Origin of the sequence: Paralcaligenes sp. KSB-10 (assembly GCF_021266465.1) — a bacterium.
In the GTDB taxonomy this organism is placed as follows: domain Bacteria; phylum Pseudomonadota; class Gammaproteobacteria; order Burkholderiales; family Burkholderiaceae_B.
The window spans coordinates 330,123-348,262 of record NZ_CP089848.1; the positions used below are offsets into that span (position 1 = coordinate 330,123).

The 18,140-nt window shown below is 57.3% G+C and carries 18 protein-coding genes and 1 tRNA gene; 14 read left to right on the forward strand and 5 right to left on the reverse strand.

Going from position 1 to position 18,140, the window contains the following annotated elements; genetic code table 11:
* Position 1 precedes the first annotated feature (1 nt).
* Positions 2 to 685 (forward strand): phosphoribosylanthranilate isomerase, encoded by a 684-nt coding sequence (locus tag LSG25_RS01470; RefSeq protein WP_255696616.1) that lies wholly within the window; start codon positions 2 to 4, stop codon positions 683 to 685.
* Positions 686 to 764: 79 nt separating this feature from the next.
* On the opposite strand, the gene LSG25_RS01475 is transcribed toward LSG25_RS01470, so the two are convergent.
* Positions 765 to 841: transfer RNA gene (locus LSG25_RS01475), tRNA-Val, on the reverse strand.
* A 412-nt stretch (positions 842 to 1,253) separates the two neighbouring features.
* On the opposite strand from LSG25_RS01475, the gene thrS reads away from it, so the two are divergent.
* The 6 genes from thrS to ptsP are packed head-to-tail and all read left to right on the forward strand — an operon-like array spanning position 1,254 to position 7,293.
* Positions 1,254 to 3,191 carry a threonine--tRNA ligase gene (gene thrS / locus LSG25_RS01480; RefSeq protein ID WP_232742957.1) on the forward strand — a complete coding sequence of 646 codons (1,938 nt, stop codon included), beginning with the start codon at positions 1,254 to 1,256 and terminating at the stop codon, positions 3,189 to 3,191.
* A gap of 18 nt (positions 3,192 to 3,209) precedes the next feature.
* The gene (gene infC, locus LSG25_RS01485) at positions 3,210 to 3,773 is read left to right on the forward strand and encodes a translation initiation factor IF-3 (protein WP_232744525.1); all 564 of its coding nucleotides are present in this window, start codon (positions 3,210 to 3,212) and stop codon (positions 3,771 to 3,773) included.
* 60 nt (positions 3,774 to 3,833) lie between these two features.
* Positions 3,834 to 4,793: a glutathione synthase gene (gshB, locus tag LSG25_RS01490; RefSeq protein ID WP_232742958.1), complete on the forward strand. Its 960-nt coding sequence runs from the start codon at positions 3,834 to 3,836 to the stop codon at positions 4,791 to 4,793.
* Positions 4,794 to 5,195 carry a PTS sugar transporter subunit IIA gene (locus tag LSG25_RS01495; RefSeq protein WP_232742959.1) on the forward strand — a complete coding sequence of 134 codons (402 nt, stop codon included), beginning with the start codon at positions 4,794 to 4,796 and terminating at the stop codon, positions 5,193 to 5,195.
* A 43-nt stretch (positions 5,196 to 5,238) separates the two neighbouring features.
* Positions 5,239 to 5,508 (forward strand): HPr family phosphocarrier protein, encoded by a 270-nt coding sequence (locus LSG25_RS01500; protein WP_232742960.1) that lies wholly within the window; start codon positions 5,239 to 5,241, stop codon positions 5,506 to 5,508.
* A gap of 27 nt (positions 5,509 to 5,535) precedes the next feature.
* Entirely contained in the window at positions 5,536 to 7,293 is a 1,758-nt protein-coding gene (ptsP, locus tag LSG25_RS01505; RefSeq protein WP_370635933.1) for a phosphoenolpyruvate--protein phosphotransferase, read from the forward strand.
* Positions 7,294 to 7,301: 8 nt separating this feature from the next.
* Here the strand turns inward: ptsP and LSG25_RS01510 are convergent, their stop codons facing one another.
* Both LSG25_RS01510 and LSG25_RS01515 read right to left on the reverse strand, forming a co-directional pair.
* Positions 7,302 to 8,528, reverse strand: a complete 1,227-nt coding sequence (locus tag LSG25_RS01510) for an ammonium transporter (RefSeq protein ID WP_232742961.1) — start codon at positions 8,526 to 8,528, stop codon at positions 7,302 to 7,304.
* A 57-nt stretch (positions 8,529 to 8,585) separates the two neighbouring features.
* Positions 8,586 to 8,924: a P-II family nitrogen regulator gene (locus tag LSG25_RS01515; RefSeq protein ID WP_232742962.1), complete on the reverse strand. Its 339-nt coding sequence runs from the start codon at positions 8,922 to 8,924 to the stop codon at positions 8,586 to 8,588.
* A 557-nt stretch (positions 8,925 to 9,481) separates the two neighbouring features.
* Between LSG25_RS01515 and LSG25_RS01520 the strand changes: the two genes are divergently transcribed.
* Together LSG25_RS01520 and LSG25_RS01525 are read left to right on the forward strand one after the other, a co-directional pair.
* Positions 9,482 to 9,865, forward strand: a complete 384-nt coding sequence (locus LSG25_RS01520; protein ID WP_232742963.1) for a hypothetical protein — start codon at positions 9,482 to 9,484, stop codon at positions 9,863 to 9,865.
* Between the two features lie 98 nt (positions 9,866 to 9,963).
* Complete coding sequence (locus tag LSG25_RS01525) at positions 9,964 to 10,212, forward strand: accessory factor UbiK family protein (RefSeq protein ID WP_232742964.1); 249 nt, start codon at positions 9,964 to 9,966, stop codon at positions 10,210 to 10,212.
* Here the strand turns inward: LSG25_RS01525 and kynA are convergent.
* Complete coding sequence (gene kynA / locus LSG25_RS01530) at positions 10,207 to 11,004, reverse strand: tryptophan 2,3-dioxygenase (protein ID WP_232744527.1); 798 nt, start codon at positions 11,002 to 11,004, stop codon at positions 10,207 to 10,209. The genes LSG25_RS01525 and kynA overlap by 6 nt on opposite strands.
* A gap of 193 nt (positions 11,005 to 11,197) precedes the next feature.
* Between kynA and LSG25_RS01535 the strand changes: the two genes are divergently transcribed.
* The 5 genes from LSG25_RS01535 to LSG25_RS01555 all read left to right on the forward strand — a co-directional run bounded on the left by LSG25_RS01535 (position 11,198) and on the right by LSG25_RS01555 (position 16,286).
* Complete coding sequence (locus LSG25_RS01535) at positions 11,198 to 11,668, forward strand: Lrp/AsnC family transcriptional regulator (protein ID WP_232742965.1); 471 nt, start codon at positions 11,198 to 11,200, stop codon at positions 11,666 to 11,668.
* Positions 11,669 to 11,769: 101 nt separating this feature from the next.
* The gene (locus tag LSG25_RS01540) at positions 11,770 to 12,720 is read left to right on the forward strand and encodes a 2-hydroxyacid dehydrogenase (RefSeq protein ID WP_232742966.1); all 951 of its coding nucleotides are present in this window, start codon (positions 11,770 to 11,772) and stop codon (positions 12,718 to 12,720) included.
* A 6-nt stretch (positions 12,721 to 12,726) separates the two neighbouring features.
* The gene (locus LSG25_RS01545) at positions 12,727 to 13,644 is read left to right on the forward strand and encodes a LysR family transcriptional regulator (protein ID WP_232742967.1); all 918 of its coding nucleotides are present in this window, start codon (positions 12,727 to 12,729) and stop codon (positions 13,642 to 13,644) included.
* Positions 13,645 to 13,772: 128 nt separating this feature from the next.
* The gene (locus tag LSG25_RS01550) at positions 13,773 to 15,224 is read left to right on the forward strand and encodes a sulfatase-like hydrolase/transferase (RefSeq protein WP_232742968.1); all 1,452 of its coding nucleotides are present in this window, start codon (positions 13,773 to 13,775) and stop codon (positions 15,222 to 15,224) included.
* A gap of 84 nt (positions 15,225 to 15,308) precedes the next feature.
* Positions 15,309 to 16,286, forward strand: a complete 978-nt coding sequence (locus tag LSG25_RS01555; protein ID WP_232742969.1) for a tripartite tricarboxylate transporter substrate binding protein — start codon at positions 15,309 to 15,311, stop codon at positions 16,284 to 16,286.
* Positions 16,287 to 17,151: 865 nt separating this feature from the next.
* On the opposite strand, the gene LSG25_RS01560 is transcribed toward LSG25_RS01555, so the two are convergent.
* Positions 17,152 to 18,120 carry a tripartite tricarboxylate transporter substrate binding protein gene (locus LSG25_RS01560; RefSeq protein WP_232742970.1) on the reverse strand — a complete coding sequence of 323 codons (969 nt, stop codon included), beginning with the start codon at positions 18,118 to 18,120 and terminating at the stop codon, positions 17,152 to 17,154.
* Positions 18,121 to 18,140: the final 20 nt, after the last annotated feature.

Sequence of the window (18,140 nt, forward strand, 5' to 3'; positions counted from 1 at the left end):
GATGGTTCCCCTGCGTACCCGGGTCAAAATTTGCGGTCTGACCCGCCCTGAAGATGTCGACGCCGCCGTACAGGCCGGCGCGGATGCCATTGGCCTGGTGTTTTATCCCAAAAGCTCGCGCCTGGTCTCGCTAAAGCAGGCACGGCGCCTGCGCGAGGCGGCGCCGGCTTTTGTCGATGTGGTGGCCTTGTTCGTCAATGCCATGCCCGATGAAGTTCAGGCGGTCATCGATCATGTGCAGCCCGATTTTCTGCAGTTTCATGGCGATGAGCCCCCGGAATACTGCGCCGGCTTCAATCACCGCTATATACGAGCTTTCCGCCTGGGAGCTCCCGACCTGAATTGCTCCGATGCTGTGTTGCGCGCGTGTCAGACTTATGCGCAGGCGGCCGCGTGGTTGTTCGACAGCTACAGCCCCGGCTACGGGGGCAGCGGCCGAGTGCTGGATACGGACCTGTTGCACGCTGTTCGGCAATCGCCCGATAGCCGCCCGGTAGTTCTGGCCGGCGGCCTGGTTGCCGAATCGGTGGCGGCGTCGATCCGGTCAGTGCACCCCTATGCCGTCGATGTCAGCAGCGGCGTGGAGGCCTCTCCCGGCATCAAGTCCGCCGAGAAAATCCAGGCCTTCATGCGCGGAGTGCGCGAGGGGGATGCAGTGCGCGCCCAGGCGCTGGACCTGGCATAAAAAAACCCGCAGAGCCGGGCTCGATGCGGGTTGTGTGGCTTTTATGGTGGCTTGTGCAAGCGCACTGAAAGCAAGGTAATGGTAGGCAGTACTGGGTTCGAACCAGCGACCTCTACGATGTCAACGTAGCGCTCTAACCAACTGAGCTAACCGCCTAGAAAGAACGTGATTCTAGCGTATTTAATCTGGCCTTGTCAAAGACGCGGCCTTGCAAAGGCAGGTGCTATTTCCGGACACAGGAAGTACAGCCTTCGTTCCGCTTGAACGGGTGTTCATACGGCGGCTTCAGGGTCAGTCAGGCTTGAATCTCGGCTTTTTCACAACAAACTTGCAAGAAAAATGCCGTCCAGGCTTGCTTTGCCGGTCTTTGGGCTCAGTGGGAAGCTGACAGGTGTTACACTTGGAGCAACTTAATAAGCAATTTTTGATTTGTATGAGCCTGAACGCGACGCGAACTACCATCCGGACCAGATAACAGTTGCCGCGTATTGTTCATCAGCTAACCAGCAAATTCAAAAAACCAAAATTACGCGGCTAGTGCCGCGTTTTTTGTTTTTCAGGATATTTTATGGTTCACATTACCTTGCCAGACGGCTCGCAGCGCGAGTTTGCCGGCCCAGTGTCGGTCGGCGATGTCGCCAACTCTATCGGGACCGGCCTGGGGCGCGCCGCGCTGGGCGGGCGCGTGACGGTAGCAGGGGCGGAGCCCAAGCTGGTCGATACCAGTTTTCTTATTGAACACGATGCGCATCTGGCCATCATTACCGCCAAAGATGCCGATGGTCTCGATCTGATTCGCCATTCGACCGCGCATTTGCTGGCCTATGCCGTCAAGTCGCTGTTCCCCGAGGCGCAGGTCACCATCGGTCCGGTCATTGAAAATGGCTTTTATTACGATTTTTCGTATAAGCGTCCGTTTACACCGGAAGACCTCGAGGCCATTGAAAAGAAAATGGCCGAACTCGCGAAAAAAGACGAACCCGTAACGCGTGAGGAGTGGCTGCGCGATGATGCCGTCGCCTTCTTCAAAGGCATAGGCGAAAATTACAAGGCCGAAATCATCGCCTCGATACCGTCGAACGAGCCCATCAGCCTGTACCGCGAGGGCGATTTCATCGATCTGTGCCGCGGCCCGCACGTGCCTTCCACCGGCAAGCTGAAGGTTTTCAAGCTCATGAAAGTGGCTGGCGCCTATTGGCGCGGCGACAGCAAGAACGAGATGCTGCAGCGCATTTACGGGACGGCCTGGGCAAGCAAAGAAGAGCAGGCCGCTTATTTGATGATGCTCGAAGAGGCCGAAAAGCGCGACCACCGCAAATTGGGCCGCGAACTCGATCTCTTCCATTTTCAGGACGAAGCGCCCGGCCTGATTTTCTGGCATCCCAAGGGTTGGTCCTTGTGGCAGCAAGTCGAGCAGTACATGCGCAAGGTGTACGAGGACAACGGCTATCAGGAGGTCAAGGCGCCGCAGATACTCGATTTATCCCTCTGGAAAAAAACCGGACACTGGGATAATTACGCCGAAAACATGTTCACCACCGAGTCCGAGAACCGGACGTACGGCCTGAAACCCATGAATTGCCCGGGCCATGTGCAAATTTTCAATGCCGGCCTGCATTCCTATCGTGAATTGCCGATACGCTACGGGGAGTTTGGGCAGTGCCATCGCAACGAGCCCTCGGGGTCGCTGCACGGCATGATGCGAGTGCGCGGCTTTACCCAGGACGATGGTCATATTTTTTGCACCGAGGACCAGTTGCAGGACGAGTGCGCGGCATTTACAGCTTTGCTGCAGAAGGTCTACGCCGATTTCGGCTTTACCGAAATTTTGTACAAGGTGGCGACCCGCCCTGACAAGCGCATTGGCTCGGACGAAGTCTGGGACAAGGCCGAGCATGCCTTGATGGAAAGCCTGAAACGGACGAACTGCGAATTCGATGTGTCGCCGGGGGAAGGGGCGTTTTACGGCCCCAAGGTCGAATACACGCTTAAAGACGCCATAGGCCGTCAATGGCAATGCGGCACGATCCAGGTCGACTTTTCCATGCCGCAGCGCCTGGGCGCCGAATATGTCGACGCGAGCGACCTGCGCCGTCCGCCCGTCATGCTGCATCGTGCCATCCTGGGTTCGCTGGAGCGCTTCATCGGCATGCTGATCGAACATCACACCGGGGCCATGCCGCCTTGGCTGGCCCCGGAACAGCTTGTGGTATGTTGTATTTCGGAACCGTCGGCCAAATATGCGGCTGAAATCGCCCTAAGCCTGAAAAAACAAGGCTTTAGAGCAAATTCCGATTTGCGTGGGGAAAAAATCACCCGTAAAATCAGAGAGCATAGCCTGCAGAAGGTGCCGTACATTCTGGTGGTGGGCGATAAAGAGCGCGAAACCGCCACCGTGGCAGTCCGTGGCCGTGGCGGCGTCGATCTCGGAGTCATGTCCCTGAACGACTTTACCGACCGGCTGCAGCAAGATATCAACCAACGGCGTAATGCCGGGCAAGCCTGATTGGCTTGATTTTTATTAATTCTAGGAGTCTTAGACATCGCTACCGAAAAAGCTCAACGCATCAATGGTGAAATTCGCGTACCAGAAGTGCGACTTATTGGAGTAGACGGCGAGCAGCTGGGCATTGTCAAAACCTTTGATGCTATCCGTTTGTCAGAAGAAAGCGAAGTCGACCTTGTCGAAATCGCGCCAAATGCAGAACCCCCTGTCTGTCGACTGATGGATTACGGCAAGTTCAAGTACCAAGAGCAAAAGCGCCAGCAAGAGGCGCGTGCCAAACAAAAAGTCATACAGGTCAAAGAAATAAAGTTCCGTCCGGGTACCGACGAAGGCGATTACCAGGTCAAGCTGCGCAACCTGCGCCGCTTTATCGACGAAGGCGACAAGGCCAAGGTCACTTTGCGTTTCCGTGGCCGGGAAATGGCTCACCAGGAATTGGGCATGCGCGTGCTTGAGCGCGTGCGCGACGATCTGGCCGAGATCTGCCTGGTCGAAGCCATGCCCAAGCTTGAAGGGCGTCAAATGGTGATGGTCCTGGCCCCGCGTAAAAAAGCGGCGGGCAAGCAGGACGCCGCAACGTAATAAAACCCCAGGCTTCAACTTCGGCCTGCTGCTGACCAGCGGGCGCTCGCAGGTGTCTTTATGCATGTGTTGTTTGTGATTGATCCTTTACTTTCGTTAAAGGCCTACAAAGACTCTTCCGTTGCCATGATGCGGGCGCTGCAGGCTCGGGGCCATGCCTTGAGCGTGGCCTTGCTGGGCGATATGTACATCGACGAGGGCACGGTCAAGGCGGCTACCGTCGCCATCGATCTGCCGGCGGGGGCCGATTTGCATGGCCATGCCTGGTGGAACGAGCGAGGCTCCAGAACCGAGAGCCCTCTGGCCGGCTTCGACGCTGTTGTGATGCGCAAAGATCCTCCCTTCGATATGGAGTATGTATACGCCACGCATTTGCTCGAATATGCCGAGGCACAAGGGGCCCGGGTCTTCAATTCCGGCGCGGCCATACGCAATCATCCTGAAAAACTCGCGATTACCGAATTCTCGTCCTTTACGTCGCCCACCCTGGTGTCGCGCGATATGGCGCGCCTAAGGGCCTTTCATGCCACCCACCAGGATGTCATTGTCAAACCTCTGGACGGCATGGGCGGGACGGGTATTTTTCGCTTGCAGAAAGTGGAACCCAATTTGGGGTCGATACTTGAAACGCTCACCGATAATGGCGCACGCACTATTATGGCGCAACGTTATATTCCGGAAATCGTCAATGGCGACAAGCGTATTTTACTGATAGGCGGCAAGCCGGTTCCGTATGCGCTGGCCCGTATTCCTCTGGCAGGTGAAACCCGTGGCAACCTGGCTGCGGGCGGGCGCGGCGTTGCCAGGCCCTTGTCGGCCCGTGATCGCGAGATTGCCGAAACAATCGGGCCGAAACTGCTTGCGCGCGGCTTGCTGCTGGTCGGGCTCGATGTCATCGGCGATTACCTGACTGAAGTCAACGTCACCAGCCCCACCTGTTTTGTGGAAATCACCGAGCAGACCGATTTTAATGTGGCAGACTTCTTTGCCACGGCGCTGGAACAAGCTACAGGACTCTAAATGGCCCGCATCGTGCTGGTGATGCATGCACCGCTCGCAACCGCTTTTTCAGAATGTGCACAGCACGTCCTGGGAAGTAAATCGGATCTTCAGGTCTTCGATGTTCACCCCGACGACTCTCCTGACGAGCAGGTTTCGCGTCTGGTCGAGCTGCTGGCGGCCGGCCGGCAAGAAGGGGTGTTGATACTTTGCGATATATTTGGGGCTACGCCGTTTAATATTGCCAGCCGCGCACTTAAACTTGCCGTTCAGCAGGGTATTTCGGGGCATCTGATTACAGGCACCAATTTATGCATGGTTTTGAAGGCGCTGACCGACCAGGAAAAAAATCCGGATGAACTCAGCGAGGCTGTGCGCAAGGGGGCTCTGAAAGGGATCGTGAATGCCGATCAGGTTCCCTGATCCACCGTGTGTTAGTCTCGCGTTTTGAATAGTTAATAATCCTATGCCAACTATCGATATCGTTATACGCAATAAATTAGGCTTGCATGCGCGGGCCGCTGCCAAATTGACGCAATTGGCGGGCAAATTCAGTTCCGATATTTTTATCGCACGCGGGGCTCAGCGCGTCAATGCCAAGAGTATCATGGGAGTCATGATGCTGGCTGCCGGTCTTGGCGTGACGGTCAAGGTCGATGCGGCAGGCCCGGACGCCGACCAGGCATTGGGTGATATTCAACTTTTATTCGACAATAAATTCGGCGAACAAGAATAGGCTTGTTGTAGCCAAGTGGGGCCTCCGATGATTGCACCGACCCATATCCCTTCCTGTTCTTATGGCTCCATGTTGTGCATGCAGGGGCAGGGAGTCGTCAAGGGGTTCGCCATCGGCAGGGCCGTGGTCATGGGGGCCGCCGCGCTCGAAGTGGCGCATTATCGCATTCAGCCAGACGATATCGAAGCCGAATGCGAGCGTCTGAAACAAGCCCTGGCGTTTGCCTGCGATGAATTGCAGAGCATGGCCAATAGCCTGCCCGCCGATGCGCCGCGCGAGTTGGCCGCCTTGCTGACCGTGCACAGCATGCTGCTCGACGACCCCATGCTGTCGCAGCAAACCTGCGAACTTATTATCGAGCGGCATTACAACGCCGAATGGGCCCTGACGACTCAGGGCCAGATACTTGGCGAGCAGTTCGCCGCCATGGAAGATGAATATTTGCGGGAACGCGGCACCGATGTGCGCCAGGTCATCGAGCGTGTGCTGCGTGTGTTGTCGGGTTCCACTGTATTGCTGCCTCACCTGGATACCCATAATGCCGACGAATCACTGATCGTGGTCGCCCGCGATATTTCTCCCGCCGATATGCTGCGCTTGCGTGGAGCACGTTTCGGCGCATTTTTAACCGATCTGGGCGGCCCGACCTCGCACACGGCGATCGTGGCACGCAGCATGAACGTGCCTGCGGTAGTTGGTCTGGGTCATGTGCGCACACTGGTGCGCGACGGCGATATCCTCATCGCCGATGGCTCGACCGGCGCGGTGCTGGTCAACCCCTCGGAGTCCGTGCTAAACGAATACCGCCAGCGGCAAACGGCGTATGCCGACGAACGGGCAACATTGAGCCTGCTGCGCGATGCGCCCGCTATTACGCTGGACGGAATCGCCATTCGGCTCGAAGCCAATATCGAATTGCCCGAAGAGGCCGCTGCGGCCCTGGCGGCCGGCGCCGATGGTATCGGCCTGTTCCGCAGCGAGTTTCTTTTTATGGGCCGGCCTGATTTGCCGGGGGAGGAAGAGCAATATCAGGCCTATGCTTCGGTCGTGCAGACGATGGGAGGGCGGCCCGTCACGATACGCACGCTTGACCTGGGTTCCGACAAAACCCTCGATGGCGAAGTGACGGTTGCCACCAACCCCGCACTGGGCCTGCGTGCCATTCGTTATTGCCTGGCCAATCCGGAATTGTTTGCAACCCAGTTGCGGGCGTTGCTGCGCGCCTCGTCGCATGGCCCGATTCGTATCCTGATCCCCATGATTTCGCACATGCATGAAGTCCATGCGACGCGCCAGGCGATTGCCGCGGCAAGTGCCGAGCTGGAAGCCAGAGGCCAGGAGTTTTCCCGCAACATAGCCTTGGGCGCCATGGTGGAAATTCCCGCCATCGCGATTGCCATCGATCCGTTCGTGGAAAATCTGGATTTCCTGTCGATAGGCACCAACGACCTGATCCAATATACCCTGGCCATCGATCGGGGCGACAACGATGTGGCCGCCTTGTACGATCCCATGCATCCAGCCGTATTGCGTCTGATTGCCCACACCATCAATGCCGGCGAACGTGCGGGCAAACCGGTCTCGGTGTGCGGCGAGATGGCGGGCGATGCGCGGGTTACGCGCATGTTGCTGGGGTTGGGCCTGAAAGAATTCTCCATGCATCCTCAGCAACTGCTCGATGTAAAAAAAGAGGTCCGCCTGGCGCATACCAATGCCTTGCGGGTCAAAGTGGCGTCGGCGCTGAATCGTGCGGAACGCATCGATTTGGCCGATCTCGCCACTTGAGCCGAATCTTAGCGGTGGTACGCCGATTCACCGTGCGACTGGATATCCAGCCCTTCGCGTTCGATATCGCTGCCAACCCTCAGCCCGCATAGTTTGTCCGCAATAAAGTAGGCGAGCAGGGCGCAGAGTCCAGACCAAACGAGGGTGGTTACGATACCTTCGAATTGCAGCCATACTTGCTGGGGTATGTCCGACAGGGTCTTCAAGCCGGGCCCGCCCAGGGGCTGGGCGTTGAATACACCGGTCAGGAGGGCTCCTACCATCCCGCCCACGCCATGAATGCCGAATACGTCCAGGGTGTCGTCGGCGCCCAGCATGCGCTTCAGGCCATTGACGCCCCAGACGCAAATGGCGCCGCTGAGCAGGCCGATAATCAATGCTCCGGTGAGCCCGACCAGGCCCGCGGCGGGGGTAATGCCGACCAACCCCGCGACCATGCCCGAGATCCCTCCCAGAAGCGAAGGCTTGCCCTTGTACATCCATTCCACTGCCGTCCAGGCAATAACTCCGCCCGCTGTTGCCAATAAGGTATTGAAGAAGGCGAGAGCGGCAGTTTCGTTGGCGCCCAACGCAGAGCCGGCATTGAAACCGAACCAGCCAACCCATAGCAGGCAAGCCCCTATCATGGCCATGGGCAGGCTATGAGGTTGCATCGATTCGCGCTTGTAGCCGATGCGAGGTCCGATATAGTAGGCGCCAACCAGGCCGGCAATACCGGCATTGATATGAACCACGGTGCCGCCGGCAAAATCCAGGGCGCCTTGTTTGAACAGCCAGCCATCGGGAGCCCAGACCATGTGGGCGATAGGCAGATAGGCAAGCGTCATCCATATAACGGTAAATACGATTACCGCCGAATACTTGATGCGCTCGGCAAAACCGCCAACGATCAAGGCGCAGGTGATAGCGGCAAAAGTTGCCTGAAAAGAGGCAAAAGTCACTTCCGGAATGGTTCCGGCAAGCGAAAATTTCTGGGTTGCCAAATTGACCATGCCGCTAAAGAACAGGCGGGAGAATCCGCCGATAACCGGACTGCCTTCAGTAAACGCCAGGGTATATCCGTAGGCGAACCAGATGACGACCGCAATGCAGCAGGTCGAGAGCACCTGAATCAGGATCGACAGTACATTCTTGCTGCGGACCAGGCCGCCGTAAAACAATGCAAGCCCGGGCACGATCATCAGTAAAACCAATATCGTTGAAAGGCTTACCCATACTAAATCTGCTTTATCCATGATGACTCCTGTGTGATGCGTATTCGCTGTGTGGCAGGTTGGAGCGCTGCGTTTCGGCTATAGGGCCAGATCGCCCGACTCACCGGTACGGATTCGTATGGCCTGTTCTATCGGGGTGATGAAAATTTTTCCGTCACCGATTTTCCCGGTATGAGCGGCGGCGCACAGATTTTCTATGGCCCGCTCCACCATATCGTCGGGTATTGCCATTTCCAGACGCAGCTTGGGCAGGAAGTCAACGGTATATTCGGCGCCCCGGTAGAGCTCGGTGTGGCCTTTCTGGCGTCCAAATCCCTTGACCTCGGTGACGGTCATGCCTTGAATGCCGAGTTCGGAAAGGGCTTCCCGTACCTCGTCCAATTTGAAAGGCTTGATGATGGCGGTAATCAGTTTCATGATCGGCTTCCTAAAAGATGGCTGTCAGATTGACTGAAGCAAATTCCATGCCAAGCTTGATGCGCCAGCGGCGGGCTGCCGCAAAGGTCCGCCGGTACGCCCGGCCTCTTGATTTCCAGGACGGTACCGGCGCCCTCGACGCGATTGCTTTTTGTTCGAGGCGGGGCTGTCTGATCTGCTTCGGCACGGTTTCGGAGCAAAGCAGGTGTTTATGCACCAAATTGGGGCGTTCCGGCTCAAGAGCCGTGCCAATTTAGCGTCGGTCTACCTTAGAGAGTTGTTACAAAACCTTGGTGTCAGGCTGGTTTTGTTTCCTTGTGTACACATGCAGGAAGCCTTGGTCGGGGCGAGAGTGGGGCTGTGCAAGGCTCGTGGCGGAAAAAGCTGCCAGAAATTTCTTTTTATTGAAATCAGGATTTACACTAAGGCCGTTTGTCTCCAGCATTCTATGGCTAGAATTGTAACCAAGCCAGTTGTAACAAGCTCGCTGCTGAACCGTTAGTCGCATCGGGGTCAGTATTGTGTTTTCGCGACTTTGGACAAGTGAGGGATCTATCATGCAAAAAACTCGTACACATCTTGCTGTTATCGCTATCGCCGCTTCGCTGGGCTTGCTTGCCGCATGCTCGAAAAGCGAAGATGCCAAGCCGGCAGATACGACTTCGGGGACTGTAGCGCCTGCACCTGCGCCGTCGTCTTCCTCGCCATCGTCTTCGGCACCGGCCCCATCGAGCAGCTCGGCCGGCGATGCCGCGAAAGAGGCCGCCGGCAAGGTTGCCGACAAAGCTGGCGAGCTCAAGGACAGCGCTGTCGAAAAGGCTGGCCAGATGGGTGATGCCATCAAGAAGGGCGCGGCAGAGGCCGACAAGGCCATCCAGGATAAAGTCGGCAATGGTACGGCCACCCCCAATCCCGCCTCTCCTCCGCCTCCCTCCAAATAAGGAGCCTGGGTACAGGCATGAAAAACGGGCCGCAGCTCATCACTGCGGCCCGTTTTTCATTACACTAGCGGAATGCCGATTACTATCCGGAGCTTGCCATGACCAACCGTCCAGACTGGTTCGAAGATTTTCAAAAAAACATGTCCGACCTGATCGCCAAAAGTCCGGCCGCCGATATCGAGCGCAACGTCAAGGCCATGATGGCGCAAACTTTTTCCAGGCTCGACCTGATTACCCGCGAAGAGTTCGATGTGCAGACCGATTTGCTCGAGCGGGCCCTGAGCCGCGTTGATGCACTCGAAGCCCGGGTCAAGGCGCTGGAGTCCGGCACCAAGCCGGGTTCATAGCACGGTACGCAGGCGCCATAGCTCCGGAAACAATACAACGTCGAGCATTTTGCGCAAATAGCCTACGCCCTCGGTGCCGCCGGTGCCGCGTTTGAAGCCGATGATGCGCTCTACCGTGGTCACGTGACGAAAACGCCATTGACGAAACGAGTCTTCGATATCGACGAGCTTTTCGCCCAGTTCGTACAGCTCCCAGTAGCGCGAAGGGTCGCGGTACACCTGCAGCCACGCGTTTTCCACCGATTCGTCGTAGACAGTGGGTTCGGTGGGGCTGCGGCCCAGGCGGTCGGGGTGGATGCTCAGACCCTGATGTGCCAGAAGGCGTATGGCCTCGTCATACAGCGAGGGGGTTTCCAGGGCTTTTTGCACATGAGCGAGGCGCTCGGGATGATGGGCATGGGGGCTCAGCATGGCCGCGTTCTTGTTGCCCAGGATGAATTCGATCTCTCGATACTGGAATGATTGAAAGCCCGAAGACATGCCAAGATAAGGCCGCATCGCCGTGTATTCGGGCGGGGTCATGGTGGCCAGCACCGTCCAGGCCTGCACCAGCTGGTCCATGATGCGCGACACGCGCGTAAGCATTTTGAATGAAGGGCCAAGCAGATTCTGGCTTAGCTTGTTTCGCGCGGCCCGCAATTCATGCAGCATGAGCTTCATCCACAACTCTGTCGTCTGATGCTGGATGATGAACAGCATTTCATTATGTTCGGGCGAGAGCGGATGCTGCGCATCAAGCAGTTGATCGAGCGCCAGGTAGTCGCTGTAGCTCATGTTCTTGGAAAAATCCATAGTGGCATCATGCCATTTGGAGGCGGGGTCTTTGGAATCGGGGCACACGGTGAATCTCCTTGGCCAAATCGGCTGTTTCGATGCTCATGGTATAGAAAATGTCGCGAAATGAGCATGCAAAATTAATGCAAGGCCTGGCCTGCTTTCCAATAAAATGCGAACTTGACTGATGAGCGCACAATAAAATATCAACATGGAACTTGACGCAATTAATTTACGCATTCTGGTATGCCTGCAGGAGGATGGCCGGATCAGCAATCAGGACTTGGCCGATAAAGTGGCGCTGTCGCCATCCGCCTGCTTGCGCCGCCTGCGGGCGCTGGAAGAAAGCGGCGTGATACAGGGCTACCACGTGGCGCTCGATAACGAGCGGCTCGGCGTCGAGATCGAGGCGTTCGTGCAGGTGTCCATGCGCGAAGACGAAGAGGGCTGGCACGACCGGTTCATCGACGAGGTGAGGCAATGGCCCGAGGTAAGCGCCATTTATATCGTAACGGGCGAAAGCAATTACCTTTTGCGCGTGCAGGCCCGCAGCTTGAAGCAATATACCGACTTCATTGTCAATAAACTGCATCGTACCCATGGCGTCATGGATATCCGCTCGAACATGGTCTTGCAGAAAGTCAAGGAAACTCCCGGCGGCCTGGCCCTGATTCGTTCCTAAAAAGAGCTACTCTACGGTAATCAAAAGTCAGAATATCACTCCCAAAAACCATGCCTGGTGAAAGGTAGGCAATCCCGCCCAGGCGACCAGATGAGGAAACAATGTCCAAAGTACGGATTTTGCAAGTCGGCAGCATCAATCAGTATGTCGACGATCAGTTGAATCAAAATTATGAAGTCCTGCGCTTGTGGGAGCAGGCCGACAAGCCGGCCTATATCAAGAGCCGCGGGGCAGATATCCGTGGTGTTGTGACGACGGCCAGATTCGGCTTCGACGCGGCCTGGCTCGATGCCATGCCGAAGCTGGAAGCGGTCAGCAGCTTCGGGGTAGGGTACGACACCATCGATGTCAATGCGCTGCATCAAAAGAATATCCAGTTCGGCAATACTCCCGACGTCCTGAACGATTGCGTGGCCGACATGGCCATGACTCTGCTGCTGGGCAGCGCCAGGAAGCTGGTCGCCGCGGATCGTTTTGTCCGCGAAGGGTCCTGGGCGAGCGGCAAAGCGTTTCCTTTGGCCGCCAGCGTGGCGGGCAAGAAGCTGGGTATTGTCGGCTTGGGAAAAATTGGCGTGGCGGTAGCCACGCGCGCCGCGGGCTTCGGCATGGATATTCGCTACCATAATCCCAGGAAGAAGGACGCGAGCCCCTATGCCTACGAGGCATCTCTGCCGGCGCTGGCCCAATGGAGCGATTTCCTGGTATTGACATGCCCGGGCGGAGCGGCCACCCATCATCTGATCTCCCGCGAAATTCTCGAGGCTCTGGGGAAAAAGGGCACTTTGATCAATGTGGCGCGGGGTTCGGTGGTTGACGAGCGGGCGTTGGTCGACGCCTTGTCCAATGGCATGCTGGGGGCCGCGGCGCTGGATGTGTTCGAAGACGAACCTCGGGCGCCCGCCGAACTGTTTTCCCTCGACAACGTCGTCCTGGCTCCGCATATTGCCAGTGGGACAGCCGAAACGCGCCTGAAAATGGCGCAGCTGACCCTGGATAATCTGGATAATTATTTCAAGCATGGAAGCGTTCTGACCCCGGTGCTGAAAAAATAGGGAGAAATGGTGGACGCGACGCCGCGGCAATTGAAGTATTTCGTGGAGGTAGTCGAGTCGGGAAGCCTGTCTGGCGCCTCACACAGCCTTTGCATTGCGCAGCCCGCACTGAGCCAGCATATCGCGGCGATGGAAGAGGTTTTGGGGGTCAAGCTATTCGAGCGGCATGCCCGAGGCATGAAGCCCACCGCGGAAGGTGTCAGGCTCTACGAACGTGCCCGATCGATTCTGCGCCAGATCAGCCTTCTTAAGGACGATATACGCGATAGCGGCGACTTGCCACGGGGAGAGGTACGCCTGGGGATAGCGGGTGCGCTGGCCGGTGTCATGGTGGCGCCGGTATTGCGCGGCATCGAGTTGGAGTATCCTGCTATACGCTTGAGCCTGACAGATGGCCTGTCTACCGAGATGGCGGCCCTCATCGAGTCGCGCATGGTCGATCTGGCCTTGTTTCCCAGCGCCTCCGAAATAGAAGGAATGGAATCGCTGCCGGTGCTGACTGAACATTTGTACCTGTTTGGCTCTGTCGATTTATTAGGTGGCGACACAGGGCCGATTCCTTTCGCGGAGATCGGCGCTCAGCCTCTTGCCGCCCCGGACCGTACGCACGACCTGCGCAAAATGATAGAGCGTGAAGCTGCCGCGCAAAATCTTCGTCTTGATGTCCGCTATGAATTGAATAGCCCGGCCATGATTCTGTCGGTAGTCAGGGAAGGCCTGGCCTGCGCCGTTTTGCCACGCAGCACGTATCCGGATTTCCCTCGGGCGGGGCCGATACGCGCCCGATTGATTACTCATCCGGGCCTGACTCGCGTGCAGTCCATAGTCTGGCCCAGTGACCGATCCCTGAGCTCCGCCGCCCTGGCCGTGAAAAAAATATTGATCAAGGCCGCCAGAACTGTGGAAGAAAAAGGCCAGTCATGAAATCCAGTTTATTGCTTGATCTATAAGATTTTTCTTATATTTTCTAGAACAATATTATATTTGTTGAATATTCCAGCGCTTTAGATAATGGAGCTTGGTCAAACCCCAGCCAGGCTTAGGGAAAGCGCATGCGTCCTCAGAATATTGTCGTCATCATGTCCGATGAGCATGATCCCCGGATGATGGGGTGTGCGCGCCATCCTTTTATACATACGCCCAATCTGGATGCGCTTGCCGCGCGAGGTGTGCGTTTCCCCAATGCCTATACCCCAAGCCCGATTTGCGTGCCCGCGCGCGCCGCCTTCGCTACGGGAAAGCGGGTACACCAAATCAGACACTGGGACAACGCGATGCCTTATACCGGAGAGCATCGCGGATGGGGCCATGTTCTTCAAGAACGTGGAATCCGGGTTGAGAGCATCGGCAAGCTGCATTACCGCGCGACAGAAGATCCCGCCGGCTTCGATGTCGAGCATCTCCCCATGCATGTGGTGGGAGGGCATGGCATGGTGTGGGCTTCGATCCGGGACCCTTATCGGCCGCGCCAGGATGGCAGCCGCATGCTGGGGAAGACCATAGGCCCGGGAACATCTTCCTATACGGCCTACGATCAGTCGGTGACTGAGCTTGCCGCGGAATGGCTGCGTACCGCAGCTCGGGACGATTACGGCCCCTTTGTGCTGTATGTGGGCCTGGTGGCTCCGCATTTCCCTTTGGTGGCGCCCGAAGAGTTTTACCGGCTTTACCCGCTCGACCGTATTCCGGAACCGAAACTGCATCCCCGTACCGGATATCGGCGCCATCCATGGGTTCAGGAGTATGTCGATTTCATGGATTCGGAAAGTCAATTCAAGAATGCCGAAGAACGTCTCATGGCTTTTGCCGCTTATTACGGCCTGTGCAGCTGGCTGGATTACAACGTAGGGCGGATTACGGCCGCATTGCATGGCTCGAGCCTGCAGGAGAACACGTGCGTCATCTATACCTCGGACCATGGCGATAATCTGGGCGCACGGGGGGTTTGGGGCAAGTCCACCTTGTATCAGGAGAGCGTTTCCGTGCCCATGATTGTTGCCGGCCCGGGGCTCGCTCCATCGGTTTGCGAAACGCCGGTCGATCTTCTCGACCTGTATCCGACGATTCTTCAGGCAGTGGGGCTGGATCCCGCCGCCGAAATGGCCGGCCGGCCTGGCCGTTCTTTGTTTGAGCTGGCGCGTTCGGCGCCTGAGCCCGAGCGGCCGATTTTCAGCGAGTACCATGCGGCAGGCAGCAACAGCGCCGGGTTCATGCTGCGCAAGGGGCGCTGGAAGTATCACTATTATGTCCGCCACGCTCCAGAACTGTTCGATCTGGAAAATGACCCCGAAGAGCTCAACGACCTGGGCCACGATCCCGCGTATGCGGCCGTGCGCCAAGCCATGCACGGTGAGCTGCTGAACATATGTGATCCGGGCGCGATCGATGCGCTGGCCAGGCGGGATCAAGAGAATATGATCGCAGGCCTGGGGGGGATTGAACGGGCGGCCGCGATGGGTGCGTCGGGTGCGACACCGGCGCCGGTGTCGGGCGATGCGGCATGATTTGCAAGGGGTAGGGCCCGCCCGGTCTGTGCCTGATCGACGTATCGACAGTGGCACGTTCGATAATTCAAAAGAGAGACAAACATGAGACGCAAGCTATATTTAGGAATGTTGCTGGCATTGTTCAGCACCTGCGCGCAGCCCGTATACGCAGGTGTCTATCCGGCCAAACCGATACGGATGATTGTTCCGTATTCTGCCGGCGGCGGCATCGATACCGCGGCGCGTTTGTTTGCCAACGGAATGTCGAAAGTTCTGGGACAGGCAATCATCGTTGAGAACAAGCCCGGGGCAGGGGGGATGATAGGCGCGGAAACGGTTGCCAGGTCCGATCCCGACGGTTATACACTTTTGTTTGCCGGCAACTCGGAATTGACCATTGGCCCGCAGCTGTACCCAAAGGCCGCCTACGATCCCATCAAGAGCTTTACACCCATCATGCTGGTGGCAGAGTCGCCTACGGTTATAGTTGGCAATCCTTCACTCAGGGCAGCTACATTGCGGGATGCCCTGGAGCTCGGGCGACACGACCCGGCTCTTTTATCGGTGGGAACGGCGGGCATCGGTACGCCGCATCATTGCGCACTCGAGGCGCTCAAGCATCTTAGCGGGGTCAGCATGATGCACGTGCCCTACAAGGGGGCCGCGCCGGCAACGATCGATGTATTGAGCGGCCAGGTCAATATGGCGATTGTCGGAGCTCCGCCCGTATTGCCATATATTCGATCGGGTAAGTTGAAAGCCTTTGCCGTGTTGCAGCCCAGGCGTTCGGCGCTTTTGCCCGATGTGCCGACCGCAAAGGAAGCCACAGGGCTTGACGGTCTGGATATTTTCGCGACCTGGTACGGTTTGCTGTCGCCGTCTCGTACGCCTTCCGCTGTGACGGATGCTTTGCAGCAGGCGGCCAAGACGGTTTTAGGCCAAGCCGAGGTGCGTGAAAAAATGGCCAAACTGGGCACCGAGGTGCAGGCCATACCCGGTGCGCAGTTTGCCGCCCGGATCAGGACTGAAGCGGCTAGTTATAAAGAACTGATTCAGCGCTATGGGATCAAGCCGAATTAGCGTATTTTCGGTTGAGGTATTTGCGGTGCTGGACGCGTTTCAGTGACTTTTGTTTTGAGCCGTTTTTAGGCTTGGGGTGTGAGTTTGGGCTGCCTGTACTGGCTTGAGCGATGACTTTTGGCTGTGCATTGGTGTGTTGTCTGTGCGGACGGTTCTTTCTATTAAGACGCCGCAGGGTGGGCGGTGCTGTGCAGTCCGGCACGTCCAGCGGTCGTGGTGCTACGCACCCCGACTGCCCGGGTCTGCCTCGTCCAGGCGGGCGTCGGGCCAACTCGCGTCGCCCCGCGTTGCGGGTCGCCACTCAAACAGGGCCCGCCGAAAGCCCCCGCCTTCCCTTCGTCAGCACCCGGCGCTGGACTACCGCCGGACTACACAGCACCGCCCACCCTGCGGCTTGCGTTGAGGCAATGCATAGAGAAGAAGCATTGGGGTCATGCACCGAGAGAAACGTTGAGGTCATGCATCGAGGTATACGCTGAGTCGGCAAGTTCATTCCAGGCATGCCATTACGTGAGCCGTCTATCGGGGCTTGGGGTCAGGACCGGCGTAAGGCGTGCGCCGGATGCTACCGTAGGGAAGGCGGGGGCTTTCGGCGGGCCATGTTTGAGCGTAGCCGCGCCAGCGGCGTAGCGAGTTTGGCCCGACGCCCGCCTGGACGAGGTAGATCCGGATCAAGCACGCCGTGCCGGGCCTGACCCCAAGCCCCGATAGACGGCGGCTTTAAATACCAAACCGTAAATACCAAAGCTACCAAAACATCGAATCCCGCAAACACTCGAACCAAAAATGCATCAGGCTTCGAGTCCTGTTCCGGTTGCTTCCCGCCGAGCCTGCGCAGGATGCGGTTTGGCATCCCGCTCCCCAATCAATTGACGTGAATTCCCAATTTCTTGATAGCCACGGACCATTCGCTGAGCTGGCTATCGATAAAAGCCTTCAGTTCCTGGGGAGTGCTGCTTTGCGGCGTAGCGCCTTCGGACTTGAAGCTGGTTTGCAGCTTTTTTGATCCCATGACCTTGACCACCGCCGCGTTGAGCTGCTTGATAATCGAGTCTGGAGTGCCCGCGGGGGCCAGCAATGCATTCCAGGTGTTGATATCGTAGCCTGGGAAATTCTTGTTTTCCGCGAGTGTAGGGACATCGGGCAATTCAGAAGAGCGCGTTTTAGTGGTTACGGCAAGGGCAGTCAGCTTGCCGCCCTTGACTTGCGGCAGGGCGGCCGGCAGTGTGGCGAAACTGTATTGCACATCGCCGCTCATCACGGCCGTATTGGCCAGTGCGCCGCCCCGATAGGGAACGTGCACCACATCGAGATGGGCTTGATTGGCGAACATCGCGCCGGCGACATGGACCGGCGAGCCATTCCCGCTCGATGAGTAATTGAATGTGCCCGGCTTCGCTCTGGCCGCGGCGACCAGATCGTCGACGGATTTGTATTTTAATTTCGGATTGCTGACCAGCACCAGAGGGATGGACGCCAGCATGGAGATCGGAGCGAATCCCTTGACGGGATCGTAGCCCAGTTTTTTGTACAAAGCCGGGTTGATGCCGTGGCTGGAAACGGTAGCGATGAATACGGTGTAGCCGTCGGGCTTTGAGTTTTCAACATAAGCCGCCGCGATGCTGCCGGCGGCTCCCGGCTTGTTTTCAACCACCACCGAGGTCTTCAATTCGTTGGATAATTGCTCGCCCAGCGCTCTGGCCAGAATGTCGGTGGTGCCGCCGGCCGCGTATCCGACGATGATCCGTATGGGTTGGTCCGGATAGGCGGCCCAGGCGCCTGAAGCGCTGAACGCCAATGCTGCTGCGGACAATATATATTTGCCTACCTTCATTTATTTCTCCTTTGCTGGGG

Excerpts from the sequence above, each read along its gene's own strand:
- LSG25_RS01555 (WP_232742969.1), top strand. The coding sequence starts at position 15,309 with ATGAGACGCAAGCTATATTTAGGAATGTTGCTGGCATTGTTCAGCACC.
- LSG25_RS01495 (WP_232742959.1), top strand. The coding sequence starts at position 4,794 with ATGGCCCGCATCGTGCTGGTGATGCATGCACCGCTCGCAACCGCTTTT.
- ptsP (WP_370635933.1), top strand. The coding sequence starts at position 5,536 with ATGATTGCACCGACCCATATCCCTTCCTGTTCTTATGGCTCCATGTTG.
- LSG25_RS01540 (WP_232742966.1), top strand. The coding sequence starts at position 11,770 with ATGTCCAAAGTACGGATTTTGCAAGTCGGCAGCATCAATCAGTATGTC.
- LSG25_RS01520 (WP_232742963.1), top strand. The coding sequence starts at position 9,482 with ATGCAAAAAACTCGTACACATCTTGCTGTTATCGCTATCGCCGCTTCG.
- thrS (WP_232742957.1), top strand. The coding sequence starts at position 1,254 with ATGGTTCACATTACCTTGCCAGACGGCTCGCAGCGCGAGTTTGCCGGC.
- LSG25_RS01510 (WP_232742961.1), bottom strand. The coding sequence starts at position 8,528 with ATGGATAAAGCAGATTTAGTATGGGTAAGCCTTTCAACGATATTGGTT.
- LSG25_RS01545 (WP_232742967.1), top strand. The coding sequence starts at position 12,727 with ATGGTGGACGCGACGCCGCGGCAATTGAAGTATTTCGTGGAGGTAGTC.
- gshB (WP_232742958.1), top strand. The coding sequence starts at position 3,834 with ATGCATGTGTTGTTTGTGATTGATCCTTTACTTTCGTTAAAGGCCTAC.
- LSG25_RS01515 (WP_232742962.1), bottom strand. The coding sequence starts at position 8,924 with ATGAAACTGATTACCGCCATCATCAAGCCTTTCAAATTGGACGAGGTA.
- LSG25_RS01560 (WP_232742970.1), bottom strand. The coding sequence starts at position 18,120 with ATGAAGGTAGGCAAATATATATTGTCCGCAGCAGCATTGGCGTTCAGC.
- LSG25_RS01535 (WP_232742965.1), top strand. The coding sequence starts at position 11,198 with ATGGAACTTGACGCAATTAATTTACGCATTCTGGTATGCCTGCAGGAG.
- LSG25_RS01470 (WP_255696616.1), top strand. The coding sequence starts at position 2 with ATGGTTCCCCTGCGTACCCGGGTCAAAATTTGCGGTCTGACCCGCCCT.
- LSG25_RS01550 (WP_232742968.1), top strand. The coding sequence starts at position 13,773 with ATGCGTCCTCAGAATATTGTCGTCATCATGTCCGATGAGCATGATCCC.
- kynA (WP_232744527.1), bottom strand. The coding sequence starts at position 11,004 with ATGGATTTTTCCAAGAACATGAGCTACAGCGACTACCTGGCGCTCGAT.
- LSG25_RS01525 (WP_232742964.1), top strand. The coding sequence starts at position 9,964 with ATGACCAACCGTCCAGACTGGTTCGAAGATTTTCAAAAAAACATGTCC.
- LSG25_RS01500 (WP_232742960.1), top strand. The coding sequence starts at position 5,239 with ATGCCAACTATCGATATCGTTATACGCAATAAATTAGGCTTGCATGCG.